Origin of the sequence: Kitasatospora sp. NPDC058048, from assembly GCF_042885555.1 — a bacterium.
In the GTDB taxonomy this organism is placed as follows: Bacteria; Actinomycetota; Actinomycetes; order Streptomycetales; family Streptomycetaceae; genus Kitasatospora; species Kitasatospora lactacystinica.
The window spans coordinates 40,530-52,650 of record NZ_JBHVRT010000045.1 but is presented as its reverse complement, the minus strand read 5'-3'; the positions used below and the strand labels follow the sequence as shown (position 1 = coordinate 52,650).

The window sequence follows — 12,121 nt, the reverse complement described above, 5'->3', positions numbered from 1 at the left end:
CTTGCGGTCGTCCGGGCGCCCGGTGGCGCCCGGTGACCGGAAGGGACGTCGGTTCGCACCCGGCCGGTTCCACCGCGGGTGCGTCCCCGTTCCCGGGGCGGGCGGTGCCGGGCGGCTCAGCCGCGGTGACGGCGCAGCCAGAGCCCGGTGGCGACCAGGACGACGGCCGCGCAGGCGGTGCCGATGGCCGCCCAGGCGGTGGCGTCGGAGGTGGTCGCGTGGGCGGGGCCGGGCGAGGCCTCCCGGGCGGAGACGGGGGCGGCGGTGGTCCCCGTCGCGCCGGTGCTCTCCCGGAGCGGGGCGGGGGTCACCCCGGCGGACCGCGGCGCGGTTTCGGACAGCGCCGTGGGGGGCGCCGGGTCGGTGATCTCGACGGTGTCGACGTCGAGCTCGCGCTCGCCGTGCCCGAGGGCGGGGAAGGCGCAGTCCACCGTCACCCGCCAGTGCCCGACCGGGAGGGCCTCCCGGGTGGTGTACGTCCCCGGGCGGCCGGGGACGGTGACCAGGCGCCAGGGCCCGACGGTGCGGCCGTCGGAGGCCGTCGCGAGGAGCGTGCCGGCGAACTCCCCGGTCACCGGGTCGTGGTCGTTCTCCCAGGTGGCGACGGTGCTGACACGGCCGTTCTGCTGGCCGATGACGTCCAGGTGGACGCTGTCGCCGTGGGCGGCGGCGGGTACGGCCGCGGACAGCAGGGCCGCGGCGGTGAGGGCGAGGGCGGCGAAGTGGGGGCGGGTTCGCATACGGGAGGGTCCTCGGGGCGGTGTGGGGGGCAGGGACGCTGGGAACGGCCGGCGCCGGGAGCGGCTGCCGCTGGGTGGGCGGCGGCCGTTCCCGGCGCGACGGACCTGCCGGCCTGCGGGCCTCGCGGCGCGCGGGCGTCGGCGGCTCGGGTCGAAGGGTCGGCCGGCGTACGGGCCGACCGGTTTTACGGGCTCACGGGAACAGCCTTACCCCGAACGGCTCACGAGGTCTTCGACAGCGACCAGTTCTGGTAAGGGCTGCCGCTTCGGCTGTCGCGGCTCCGATGGCCGGCCACCGCGGCACCGCCGCGCTCCGGGCCCGGGCACCGGCGCGCCGGCGTCCGCGGTGAGGGCGGACCCGCCGCCGGCTTCGGCGGGTCGTCGCGTCCGGGCGGCCGCGTCGGCGCGCGACTGCCGTCCGGGGCGCCGGACCGGGCGGGCCGGGCGGGCGCGGCCCGTCGGATCAGGTCGGCGGAATTCGGCGCGATCTGGCTGATGGACACCTCATGGGGTGAGCCTGCGCTCCTGCGCCGGCGGAGCCCGCCGCCCGGGTGCCCCATCGCGTTCCCTCCTCGTGCGACGACGACCCGCGCGTCCCCGCGGTGGAGGGGGCCCGGGTCTTCCGACACTCCGGAGAGCGGGAGGGGCGACCGGGAATAACAGAAACCTCTTGCAGAATTCCCCGGACGGTTCGACGGCCAGGTTCGATCGCCCGGTTCGGCCGGACCGCGGCCGGACCGCGGCCGGGCACACCGGAGCCGCCCCGGACGGCGGCCGGTGCGCGGCGCCGGCATCCGGACGTGCCTGCACCGAGCGGAATATGACGAATCGTCAGACGGGCCGAAGGGTCAGGCCGCGGCCTTCACCGGCTCCACCCCGAAGGCCGCCACGCCCACCCCGGAGCGCACCGCCGCACCCACCCCCGGTCGCACCGCCGCCACCCCACCGGCGCCGCAGCCCCCGTGCAACCGGGCCAGCCCGGCCGCCAGGACGACCCGGTCCCCGGCGAGCCAGAGCCGCAGGGCCGCGGAGAGCGCGGCGCTGGCCGGCCCGGCCGCGGGACCGCCGGTCCGTACGAGCCGCTCGCCGAGCAGCGGCAGCAGGTCCGCGACCGGCGCGGGCAGCCACAGGGTGAGCGCGAAGGGTGCCGGCCTGGCCAGAACGCGCAGCAGCGGCAGGCCGCAGGCGTCGTCGTGCAGTGCGGGGATGACCTCCAGCAGCCCGTCCACCGCCACCTCGGAGACGTCGCCGCCGTGCCCGCGTGCGAGCTCGCGCAGCAGTGCCCGCTCGGCGGCGGTGATCCGGACGGTCAGCATGACCTCGTCGCAGTCCATGGTCCCGGCCCCTGTCGTGGAGAGTTCGTGGTGTGGTCGTTGCGTCGTGGTGTCAGTCCTGTGCCAACAGGGTTCCTGCCCCGATCCGGCCGTCCGATACCGGCGCTATCAGGCCGTAGTGGCCGTCGAAGCGGCGGTAGAGCACCCGCGCCCGGTGGTCGCCGGGGTCGGTCCAGCCGACGAACGGGCGACCGGTGAGCCAGAGCCGGCGGGCCGCCTCGGCGAGGTCGAGCGGGGGCATCGCACTGGTGCCCGCGGCGCACAACTCCAGCGTGCCGCCCGGCGAGCAGCGGTGGACCAGGCCGTCCCGGCCGGTGGCGGCGTCCGCGAAGAGGTGGAACCGCCGGTCGAGGGCGAGCAGTTCGAGCACGGCCTGCTCGGGGCTGCGGCGGGCGGGCACGACCGCCTTGTGCCGGGCGATCCGCCGCTGGGCGAGCGGGCGGTCGGCGAACTGCGGGCGGTAGGCGCTCTCGTACGCGGCGGCGAAGCCGATGTCGCCCTGCTCGCGCAGTCGGACGGCGCGGCCGGCCAGCGTGCCGAGCACCAGGTCGACGGACTCCCGTGCGGTGCCGGTGGCCAGTTGCACCCGGACATGTCCGACGCCCGTCAGGTCGACGTCCGCCTGGGCCAGTGCGGGCCGGGTCACCGACCGGTGGCGCGAGCGGGTCAGCCGCAGTCGCAGCGCGCGAGTGTCGGGGCCGAGCGCCGTGGCGGTGGCCAGCGCCCGGGCCCGGGCGTACTCGGCGTCCTCGCGGGGCAGCTCGCCGCGGATCTCCACCCGGACGTCGAGGGCCGGCCGGTGGCGCAGACGGGTCATCAGGTTCCTCCTTCTCCGCATCCATGCTGTCCCTCGCACGCCCGTGCGGCGAGGGTCCAAAGACCCTGCCTCGCAGGCAAGCCGCGGACCACCCGGACGGACGCATCCGCGCAGGTCAACACGGGGTTTCGAGCACGCACGAAAGGGTCGATCCACTCGGCCGTTGGAGTGATCCCCGCACATTCGGCGCAACGCTCGGGAAACCGGCGCGTTTGCTCAACGTGCGCCCTCCCGCCGGGGGCGCGCGCGGGGCCCGCGCTGGGCGGTCCCCCGGCTCCCGGCCGGCCCGCCGTTGCCGCCCGGCATCGCCCGCACCGGCCACTCTGGTTGAGAGGTAGTGTCATGTCCCTGCTGACCGAAACGCGGAAGCTGATCGTCCCCCCGAGAACCGTTCCCGGCCCGTCCCCGCTGGCCCGCTCCGCCGTCCCGCCGCTGGCCCCCGGCGCCCTGCCCGGCCTCGGGCACGCAGGCGCCCTGCTGCGCGACCCGCTCGGCTTCCTCGGTTCGCTCGCCCGCCACGGCGGGGTGGTCCGCATCCGGCTCGGACCACGCTCCGTCTGCGTGGTCACCGACGCCCGGCTGGTCCACACCCTGCTCGTGGCACTGGCCCACGACTGCCCGCGCGGGGCCGTCCAGGACACCCTCAGGACGGCCTTCGGCGACGGCCTGCTGATGTCCGAGGGCCAGGCCCACCGCGACCGCCGCCGGACCATCCAGCCGGCCTTCGGTCCGGACCGGATGGGCGAGTACCTGGCCGTGATGCAGCAGGTCACCGAGGAGCGGGCCGGACGCTGGCGCCCCGGGCAGGTCCTCGACGTGGCCAAGGAGATGAACCACCTGGCGCTGGAGATCGTCACCCGCACGCTGTTCGACGCCCGGCTCAGCGAGGACGCCACCGTCGCGTTCCACCGGGCGCTGCCGGACCTGGTGAAGGGCCAGATCGTCCAGTCCCTCTACCCGAACCCGGCGCTCGCCCGGCTGCCGCTGCCCGTCAACCGGCGCTTCGACGACGCCGTGCGGGTGCTCAACCGGGTGGTCGACCAGGCCGTCAACCGCCGCGCCGCAACCACGGGCCCCGGAGCGGGCCGGCGCACCCTGCCCGCCCTGCTGCGCGCCGCGACCGACCCGGCCACCGGGCGCCCGCTCACCGAGGCCGACGTGCGGTCCGAGGCGATCACCATGTTCGGCGCGGGCACCGAGACGGTCTCCACCACGCTCACCTGGCTGCTGGACGAGCTGCTGCGCCACCCCGAGGCGGAGGCCCGGATCCTCGCCGAGCTCGACGAGCACCTGCCCGCGGGCACCGTCCCCACCCCGGAGGCACTGGCCCGGCTCACCTACACCCGCAGCGTCGCCCAGGAGGTGGTGCGGCTGCACGCGCCGAACGCCTTCCTGATGCGCACCGCCCAGGTGCCGGTCGAACTCGGCCCGTACCGCGTCCCGGCCGGCACCGAGCTGCTGTACAGCCTCACCGCGCTGCACCGCGACCCGGTGCGCTACCCGGAGCCGATGAACTTCCGGCCCGAGCGCTGGCAGGACGGCGGCGGCTCCGGGCGGCCGTCCTTCCTGCCGTTCGGGGCGGGCAAGCACAAGTGCATCGGCGAGGCCTTCGCCTGGGCGGAACTGACCGTCGCGGCCGCGACGATCCTGCGCCGCTGGCGGCCGACGGCGGTGCTCGGCGCGCGGGCCCGCGAGGTGGTGTGGACGACGGTCCAGGCGCACGGCCTTCGAGTGCGGCTCGCGCCGCGCGGCGCGCGCTCCCCACGCGGGCGCACCGCGGCGGCCTCCCGAGAGGGCGATGCCGCGTCCTCACCGGGGGCCGCAGTGCCCTCCTCGCACGGTGAGCCGCCGCCGGTCCGGTGCCCCTTCACCGGCACCGCCTCCACGACCGGCCCCACGACCGGCCCCACGACCACCTCCACGACCGCTCCCACGGCCGCCCCCTCGGGTCCGGCCACCCCGGCCGGTCCGGCCTCCGCCGCGGGTCCGGCCGCTTCGGCGGGCGCCCGGCCGTCCGACGACCTGCGCCTCGCCGCCGACCGGCACGCCGACTGGGTGGTCCGCCGCGGCCTGCTCACCCCGTCGGAGCTGCCCCGCTACCGGGCCTACGGGCTGCAGAAGCTGATCGGCCACGCCTACCCCCGCGCCCGGGGCGCCGAACTCGACCTCCTGGTGGACATGCTGGGCTGGTTCACCATCCTGGACGACCGTTTCGACGGCCCGCCCGGCCGCCACCCCGCCGCGGCCCACGCCGTGGTCGACCCGCTGATCGCGGTCCTCGGCGGCACCCGCGGCGGGAGCCCGCCCGAGAGCCCGTCCGAGAGCCGCATGCTGGTCTCCTGGCGGGAGTTGTGGAAGCGGCAGACCGCTTCGACGTCCCCCGAGTGGCGGGCCCGGGCGGCCCGGGAGTGGCGGGCCTGCCTGGCCACCTTCCCCGCCGAGGCCGACCACCGCGCCCGCGGCACCGTGCCCGCCCTCGGCCTCGACCTCACCGACACCATGAAGCTGCGCCGGCACGGCAGTTGCCTCTACCCGTTCATGAACATACTGGAACGGGTCCACGGCGCCGACGCCCCGGCCGCACTGCACGCGGAGCCCGCGCTGCACCGGCTGCGCGCCAATACCGCCGACGCCGCCACACTGATCAACGACCTCTACTCACTGCGGCGCGAGGAGCGGCAGGCCGGGCCCGCGTTCAACACGGTACTCACCCTCCAGCGGGCCCACGGCTGGACCCGCGGCCGGGCGGTCCACGCGGTGCGCGCCCGGGTGGCCCGGCTGCAGCAGGAGAGCGAGGAGCTGCGCCGCGACCTGCTGCGCCGCCACCCGGCCGGGCGCTGGTACCTGGACGGCACCCGCGAGCTGGTCGCCGGCGTGCTGGCCTGGACCAGCACCAGCGACCGGTACCTGGTGCCGGACCACGGGCGGCGCCGGTGAGCCACCGGTTGCCGGTGCGCTACTTCCGGCCGCCGAGCGCGAACAGCAGCAGCACGAAACCGGCGAACAGGTGCGTGGCGAAGATGTAGATGCCCGCGCGGATCAGCATCGCCCTGCGGCGCCTCTTCTCGTCGCTCGTGCTGTCGCTCATGGTGGTGCTTCTCCTCGGATCGGGCGGACGGGCCGGGCGCGGCTCAGCGGAGCCGGCCACCGGAGGCGCGCAGCTCGGCGAGCAGCGCGCCCTGGTCGGTGATCAGCTCGGTCAGGATCCGGCGGGCCGCGCGCAGCAGCTCGGCGACGTCCGGGGTGCTGAGCGCGTACACCACGGTGTTGCCCTCACGGGTCGCCGTGACCAGCCGGGTGCGGCGCAGCACCGCGAGCTGCTGGGAGAGGTTGGACGGCTCGACCTCGATCTCGGCCAGCAGCTCGCGCACCGGCCGGGGGCCGTCCTGGAGCAGCTCCAGGACCCGGATCCGCACGGGGTGGCCGAGGGTGCGGAAGAACTCCGCCTTGGCCTGGTACAGCGGCACCGGCATCGTCCGCGCTCTCCCTCGGTTCCGGCTCGGTGGTTGTCCGGCCGGGCGGGAATCGATGCCGCGGCCGGTAGGCATCATCGCGACAGATGAAGATTTCTTCAAGTCGTCACAGTGCGTCGAGCGCCGGCAAGACCCCCGGCGGACCCTCGGCAGACCTCCGGTCCGCCCTCGGCGGGGCCGCCGCCCGGTGCTCCCCCCGACCGCCCGCAGACCGCACCGCGACATGCAGAAGCCGAGCCCGGGACGCTGCCAACTCCCGGGCTCGGCAGTCACGGTGACGCGCCGTCAGCAGACTACAGGCACATCCACCGTGGCCGGCACCTGGCCGCTCCAGAACCCCTCGACGTCAAAGGACACGTGCACGGTGGACCCGCACGGCACGGTGGTCGAGATGCCGTCGACCCGCACCGTGGACACCTGGAACACCGTGCGGCCGTTCACCGTGCCGAGCGAGGCGCCGCCGGTCACGTTGGCCGACAGGTGGGTCACCAGCTCCTTCGGCGCCGGCGGCCACGGGGTGCCCGGGGACGGCGGACCGGCCAGGCCGATCTTCCCGTAGATCGCGACGCCGTCGCCGGTCACGTCGGCGCAGGCGTACGTGGCCAGGCCCGCCTGGAGGCTGTAGGAGCCGCAGGTGGTGACGGTGGTGGTGGCGACGGCCGGGGCCGCGGCGAACGCGGGGACGGGGGCCGAGAGCAGGGCGGCGGCACCGACGGCGCCGGCGGCGATCCGGGCGATCCGGTTCATGGGTTCCTCCTTGGAGGGGACGGACGGACTGGGACAGGTGGTGTGGCACATATGACATTTCATAGGCCCACGACAGGAACTTTGCCATGCGATTCCTATGCGGTGACGCCGATTTACCCTTGGATACGAGGCCTCGTCCGAAAGCAGACCTTCGATGGCGCAATCACCCTCGAACGGCCGAACTTCCGTACCCTCCCAGGCAACGCCCACGTTGAGCCCGGATGAACCGCATCCGAACCGCCACCGGGACAGCCGCCGCGGCCCTCCTCGTCCTCCTCGCGCTGCTGGCCGCCGCGTCGCCGCCGGCCACGCTCATGGGCGCCGAGATCCGCCGCCTGCCCACCGCGGAACGCGTCCTCGCCCTCACCTTCAACGCCGCCTGGAACGAGACCGGGCTGGACACCGTCCTCGCCGTCCTGCGCGACCGCGACGCCCCCGCCACCTTCTTCCCGACCGGCGACTTCGCCGACCGCCATCCCCGCGCCGTCCGCGCGATCGCCGCCGCCGGGCACGGCCTCGGCAACCACTCCTACAGCCACCCCGACTTCTCCACCCTCGACGCCGACCGGGCCCGCGCCGAGGTGCGCCGCGCCGACACCGCGATCCGCCGCGCCGCCGGGACCGAACCGCTGCCGTTCTTCCGCTTCCCGTACAGCGCGACCACGCCGGAGGGCATCGCCACCGTCAACCGGCTCGGCTACGCCGACCTCGAATTCACCGCCGACACCAACGGCTACCTGGGCCCCGCCCACGGCATGACGGTCGACCGCGCGGTCGAGCGCGCGCTCGCCGCGCTCACCCCGGGCGCCGTCCTCCAACTGCACGTCGGCGCCTCGGAGGAGGACGGACCCGACACCTGCCTCGACGCCGAGGCACTGCCCCGCATCCTCGACGGCGCCCGCGCCCGCGGCTACCGCGTCATCGACCTGCGCACCCTGCTCGACCGGTGACCGGCCGGGGCCTTCCGTGCCCCGGCGCCACCCGCCCGGACGCGAGCCCGGGGAGCGGACCACCGCCGCCCCTGCCCGCCGACGCCACCCCGCCCCGCGGCGCCGTGCCGGACGGCACCGACCGGCCCCGTCGGCTCACCCCAGCGAGCCGCGCAGGGCGTCGACCCGGGCCACGGCCTCGGCGAAGGCGTGCCGGTCCAGGCGGCCGTCGTCCAGGGCGGCGGCCAGCGCCTCGGTGGCCTCCTCGCCCTGCCGGGGGTCCCGGGCGGAGCAGAGCAGCAGGTCCATCCCGGCCTCGGCGGCGGCCAGCGCCCGGTCGCCGGTGCCGCCGTACGGGGCGAGCGCCTCCGCCTCCATGGCGTCGGTGACGGTCACGCCGTCGAAGCCCAGCCGGCCGCGCAGCTCGCCCTGGATGATCGTGGACGAGAACCCGGCCGGGTGGTCCGGGTCCAGCGCCGGGTAGACCGCCCACGAGGCCATCACCAGCCGCACGCCCGCCGCGACGGCCGCCCGGTACGGGGCCTCGCCCCGGGAGCGGAGCTGCGACAGCGGGACGTTCAGGGTGACCGGACGCTCGTCGGTGTTCTCCCCCCGGGGCGCGGCGCCGAGGCCGGGGAAGTGCTTGGCGGTCGCGGCCACGCCGAGGCCCTGCTGGGCGGTGAGGAAGGCGCTGCCCAACTCCGCCACCTTGGCCGGATCCTGGCCGTAGGAGCGCTCGGGGTGGTCGATGAAGTTGTCCGGCTCGTCGTAGACGTCGAGCACCGGGGCGAGGTTGAGGTTCAGCCCGGCGTCGGCGAGGGTCCGGGCGGCGCCGGCCCCGGATTCGGCGGCCGCGGCGAGCGGGTCCGGCGCCAACCCGGTGCGGCGGGCGGAGAGTTCGGGCGCACCGGGCAGCCGGCGGACCTTGCCGCCCTCCTGGTCGGTCATCAGCAGCAGGGTGCGCGGGTGCGGCGCCTCGGCCGCGGCCTGTTTCAGTTCCGCGACCGACTCCGCGAGCTGCTCCGGACTCGTGACGTTCTCACCGAACAGGATCACCCCGGCGGCCCGGCCCTCCCGGATCGCCTGGAGCACCCCGGCCGGCGGCGTCGGGCCGGGGTACGACAGCACGATCCGCCGCCCGGCGAGCGCCCGCGCGTCCTCCTGCTTCTGGCCGGCCATCGCCGCACCCCTCTCGTTCGGAGCACCCGCAACGCCCGCAACGCCCGGAGTGCCCGGAGCGCCGTGCGGCCGGGCGGGCGCGCCGAGCGGCACCGGACCGAGCGCGATCCCCATCACGGCCAGCACCACCCCGAACTGGGCGACACTTCGGAACAGGGCCATCACGCCTCCCGGGCCGACATTTGACTTCGGCATGTCAACGTACCCAGGGGTGCGGCAGAGAACTCCCCTCTGCACCAGATTCATCCGATAATCAGTCTTAATATCCTCATCATCCTCACACCGGCGACGAACGGCGGACCAGCCGCCCCAGGACGGCGAGCCCCTCGGCGATCTCCGCCGTCGAACCCGCCGCGTACCCGAGCACCAGGCCCGGCGGGTACGGCAGCCGGGCGTGCCAGGACAGCGGCTGCACCTTGACCCCCTCGGCCAGGGCGGCGGCGGCCAGCTCGGTGTCGGTGCGCCCGGGTACCTCCGGAAGAGTCAGCATCAGATGGAGGCCCGCCGCCGCGCCGTGCACGGTGGCTCCCGGCAGATGGGTGCGGATGGCGGCGATCATCGCGTCCCGGCGGCGGCGGTGGCGGCGGCGCAGCAGCCGCAGATGGCGGTCGAGGTCGCCGGACTCCATCAGCCGGGCGAGCACCAACTGGGGCAGCACCGGGTTGCCGAGGTCGGCGAAACGCTTGGCGTCCAGGACGGCGTCCCGCAGCCGGGCCGGGACCAGCAGCCAACCGGTGCGCAGCGCCGGGGCGAGCAGCTTGGAGATGCTGCCCGCGTAACAGACCCGGTCCGGCAGGGCCGCGCGCAGGGCCGGAACGGGCGGCCGGTCGTAGCGGTGCTCGGCGTCGTAGTCGTCCTCGATGACCAGGCCGCCCTCCCCCGCCCAGCGCAGCAGTTCGCGCCGCCGGTCACCGCCCAGCACGACGCCGGTCGGGTACTGGTGGGCGGGGGTGAGCAGGACGGCCGGGGCGCCGGTGGCGCGCAGCGCGTCGACCCGGATGCCCTCGGCGTCGACCGGGACCGGCGGGGTGGCGGCGAGCCAGTGGGCGAGGTGCTGCCGGGCGCCGAGGGAGCCCGGGTCCTCGACCGCGACCTCGCCGATGCCGGCCCGACCGAGGGCCCGGCCGAGCAGCGCGAGCGCCTGGGCCGTGCCGGCGACGATCAGCACCTCGTCCGGGTCGGCGCGGATGCCCCGGTTGCGGGCCAGCCAGTGGGCGACGGCCCGGCGCAGGGCCGGGGTGCCGCGCAGGTCGCCGTAGCCGAGGTCGGCGGCGGCGAGGTCGTCGAGGACGGCGCGTTCGGCGCGCAGCCAGGCGGCGCGGGGGAAGGCCGCGAGGTCGGGCACGCCGGGGGTGAGGTCGATCCGGGCGGGGGTGCCGCGCAGCAGGTCGAAGACCTCGGGGTCGGGATCGGCCCGGAACAGCGCGGGCGCCGGGCAGGGCGGCTCCGCCGCGGGCGGCGCCCGGTGCGGCGCGGCGGGGGCCGCGACCACGACCGTGCCGCCCCGCCCGCGGCCGACGACCTGCCCCTCCTCGGCGAGGCGCTGGTAGGCGTCGGTCACCACACCGCGGGAGACGCCGAGTTCGGCCGCCAGCACGCGGCCGGCGGGCAGCCTGCTGCCGACCGGGAGCCGACCGTCGGCGACGGCCTCGCGCAGCCGGCGGGTCAGCCAGTCGGTGAGCCCGCCGGGCGGGGCATCGGCCGTGTCGAGCTGCAGGAAGTCGGCGCCGGCCTCTTTGGACCGGTCGGATGCCTCGGCTTTGGACCTGTTCACCGGACCATAGTGGCGGCGAGGGTGGGGCCATGACCACGGAAACACCCATGCTCACCCAAACACCCACGACCACGGGGACAGCGGCAACGGAGCGCCCCGACGACCGCCCTCACGACCACCCCGACGACCGCCCCGACTACGTCCACGGCTACTCGCGGACCGAGGCGCGGCGCCTCGGCGACCAGGCCGACACCCTCGCCGACCTGCTGCACACGGGCACCGCCTACCCGGCCGGCAGCCGGGTGCTGGAGGCGGGCTGCGGGGTGGGGGCGCAGACCGTGCACCTGCTGGCCGCCAACCCGGGGATCCGGCTGACGGCGGCAGACCTCTCGGCGGAGTCGCTGGCCCGGGCCCGCGCCCGGGTCGCCGAGCAGGCACCCACCGCGGACGTCACCTGGCACCACGGCGACCTGCACCGGCTGCCGTTCCCGGACGCCTCGTTCGACCACGTCTTCCTGTGCTTCGTGCTGGAGCACCTGCCCGACCCGACGGCCGGGCTGGCGGCGCTGCGCCGGGTGCTGCGGCCGGGCGGGACGATCACGGTGATCGAGGGGGACCACGGCTCGGCCTTCTTCCACCCGGAGAGCCCGGCGGCCCGGCGCACCGTCGACCACCTGGTCCGGCTGCAGGCCCGGGCGGGCGGCGACGGCCTGCTCGGCCGCCGCCTCCACCCGCTGCTGACCGCGGCCGGCTTCACCGGGGTGTCGGTCCGCCCGCGCACGGTCTACGCCGACGAGGCCGACCCGGCCCTGATGGAGGGGTTCACCCGGCGTACCTTCGTCGCGATGGTCGAGTCCGTCCGCGCGGACGCGGTGGCCGCCGGGCTGACCACCCCGGAGGATTTCGACCGGGGCATCGCGGAGCTGCGCCGCGCGGCCGGGCCGGGCGGGACGTTCCACTACGCCTTCTTCAAGGCGGTGGCGGTCAACCCGTAGTCGCCACGCAGGACGGGCCGAAGCGGGCTCGGGCCGGAGCGGAGCCCGCGGGCGGGGTCGTGGACGGGGGTCTCGACCGCACCCGCGGGAGCCACCGCCCCAGCGCCCCGACAAGCTGACGACCCACCGCCCGACCGATCCACCGGATACGGAGGCGGGCCGGACGGCACGGGCACCGGCCGGGCCGCTCGGA

General features: G+C 76.0%; 11 protein-coding genes. 3 read left to right on the top strand and 8 right to left on the bottom strand.

What is annotated here, in order from left to right:
- Nucleotides 1–116: 116 nt before the first annotated feature.
- From ACFVVA_RS34650 to ACFVVA_RS34640, 3 genes are all read right to left on the bottom strand, one after another.
- Nucleotides 117–740 (bottom strand): hypothetical protein, encoded by a 624-nt coding sequence (locus ACFVVA_RS34650; RefSeq protein WP_387694708.1) that lies wholly within the window; start codon nucleotides 738–740, stop codon nucleotides 117–119.
- Between the two features lie 848 nt (nucleotides 741–1,588).
- On the bottom strand, nucleotides 1,589–2,074 hold the full coding sequence (locus ACFVVA_RS34645) for a hypothetical protein (protein ID WP_387694707.1): 486 nt from the start codon (nucleotides 2,072–2,074) through the stop codon (nucleotides 1,589–1,591).
- Between the two features lie 52 nt (nucleotides 2,075–2,126).
- On the bottom strand, nucleotides 2,127–2,891 hold the full coding sequence (locus ACFVVA_RS34640) for a sigma 54 modulation/S30EA ribosomal C-terminal domain-containing protein (RefSeq protein WP_387694706.1): 765 nt from the start codon (nucleotides 2,889–2,891) through the stop codon (nucleotides 2,127–2,129).
- Nucleotides 2,892–3,233: 342 nt separating this feature from the next.
- Between ACFVVA_RS34640 and ACFVVA_RS34635 the strand changes: the two genes are divergently transcribed.
- Entirely contained in the window at nucleotides 3,234–5,828 is a 2,595-nt protein-coding gene (locus ACFVVA_RS34635) for a cytochrome P450 (RefSeq protein ID WP_387694705.1), read from the top strand.
- Nucleotides 5,829–5,847: 19 nt separating this feature from the next.
- On the opposite strand, the gene ACFVVA_RS34630 is transcribed toward ACFVVA_RS34635, so the two are convergent.
- From ACFVVA_RS34630 to ACFVVA_RS34620, 3 genes are all read right to left on the bottom strand, one after another.
- Nucleotides 5,848–5,979, bottom strand: coding sequence for a DUF6126 family protein (locus tag ACFVVA_RS34630; protein WP_387694704.1), 132 nt, complete (start codon nucleotides 5,977–5,979; stop codon nucleotides 5,848–5,850).
- A 43-nt stretch (nucleotides 5,980–6,022) separates the two neighbouring features.
- Entirely contained in the window at nucleotides 6,023–6,364 is a 342-nt protein-coding gene (locus ACFVVA_RS34625) for an ArsR/SmtB family transcription factor (RefSeq protein ID WP_387694703.1), read from the bottom strand.
- Between the two features lie 285 nt (nucleotides 6,365–6,649).
- Entirely contained in the window at nucleotides 6,650–7,111 is a 462-nt protein-coding gene (locus ACFVVA_RS34620; RefSeq protein ID WP_359902635.1) for a hypothetical protein, read from the bottom strand.
- Between the two features lie 221 nt (nucleotides 7,112–7,332).
- Between ACFVVA_RS34620 and ACFVVA_RS34615 the strand changes: the two genes are divergently transcribed.
- On the top strand, nucleotides 7,333–8,061 hold the full coding sequence (locus ACFVVA_RS34615) for a polysaccharide deacetylase family protein (RefSeq protein WP_387694702.1): 729 nt from the start codon (nucleotides 7,333–7,335) through the stop codon (nucleotides 8,059–8,061).
- A gap of 135 nt (nucleotides 8,062–8,196) precedes the next feature.
- Here ACFVVA_RS34615 and ACFVVA_RS34610 read toward each other — a convergent pair whose 3' ends face one another.
- Entirely contained in the window at nucleotides 8,197–9,381 is a 1,185-nt protein-coding gene (locus ACFVVA_RS34610) for a glycoside hydrolase family 3 N-terminal domain-containing protein (protein ID WP_387694701.1), read from the bottom strand.
- A 115-nt stretch (nucleotides 9,382–9,496) separates the two neighbouring features.
- Nucleotides 9,497–10,993, bottom strand: a complete 1,497-nt coding sequence (locus tag ACFVVA_RS34605) for a PLP-dependent aminotransferase family protein (RefSeq protein ID WP_387694700.1) — start codon at nucleotides 10,991–10,993, stop codon at nucleotides 9,497–9,499.
- Between the two features lie 47 nt (nucleotides 10,994–11,040).
- Here ACFVVA_RS34605 and ACFVVA_RS34600 point away from each other — a divergent pair, with 47 nt between their 5' ends.
- Nucleotides 11,041–11,928: a methyltransferase domain-containing protein gene (locus ACFVVA_RS34600; RefSeq protein ID WP_387694699.1), complete on the top strand. Its 888-nt coding sequence runs from the start codon at nucleotides 11,041–11,043 to the stop codon at nucleotides 11,926–11,928.
- Nucleotides 11,929–12,121 lie beyond the last annotated feature (193 nt).

What these genes read in the sequence shown, in the direction of transcription:
- ACFVVA_RS34650 (WP_387694708.1), bottom strand. Translation starts at nt 740, where the DNA reads ATGCGAACCCGCCCCCACTTCGCCGCCCTCGCCCTCACCGCCGCGGCC.
- ACFVVA_RS34645 (WP_387694707.1), bottom strand. Translation starts at nt 2,074, where the DNA reads ATGGACTGCGACGAGGTCATGCTGACCGTCCGGATCACCGCCGCCGAG.
- ACFVVA_RS34640 (WP_387694706.1), bottom strand. Translation starts at nt 2,891, where the DNA reads ATGACCCGTCTGCGCCACCGGCCGGCCCTCGACGTCCGGGTGGAGATC.
- ACFVVA_RS34635 (WP_387694705.1), top strand. Translation starts at nt 3,234, where the DNA reads ATGTCCCTGCTGACCGAAACGCGGAAGCTGATCGTCCCCCCGAGAACC.
- ACFVVA_RS34630 (WP_387694704.1), bottom strand. Translation starts at nt 5,979, where the DNA reads ATGAGCGACAGCACGAGCGACGAGAAGAGGCGCCGCAGGGCGATGCTG.
- ACFVVA_RS34625 (WP_387694703.1), bottom strand. Translation starts at nt 6,364, where the DNA reads ATGCCGGTGCCGCTGTACCAGGCCAAGGCGGAGTTCTTCCGCACCCTC.
- ACFVVA_RS34620 (WP_359902635.1), bottom strand. Translation starts at nt 7,111, where the DNA reads ATGAACCGGATCGCCCGGATCGCCGCCGGCGCCGTCGGTGCCGCCGCC.
- ACFVVA_RS34615 (WP_387694702.1), top strand. Translation starts at nt 7,333, where the DNA reads ATGAACCGCATCCGAACCGCCACCGGGACAGCCGCCGCGGCCCTCCTC.
- ACFVVA_RS34610 (WP_387694701.1), bottom strand. Translation starts at nt 9,381, where the DNA reads ATGGCCCTGTTCCGAAGTGTCGCCCAGTTCGGGGTGGTGCTGGCCGTG.
- ACFVVA_RS34600 (WP_387694699.1), top strand. Translation starts at nt 11,041, where the DNA reads ATGCTCACCCAAACACCCACGACCACGGGGACAGCGGCAACGGAGCGC.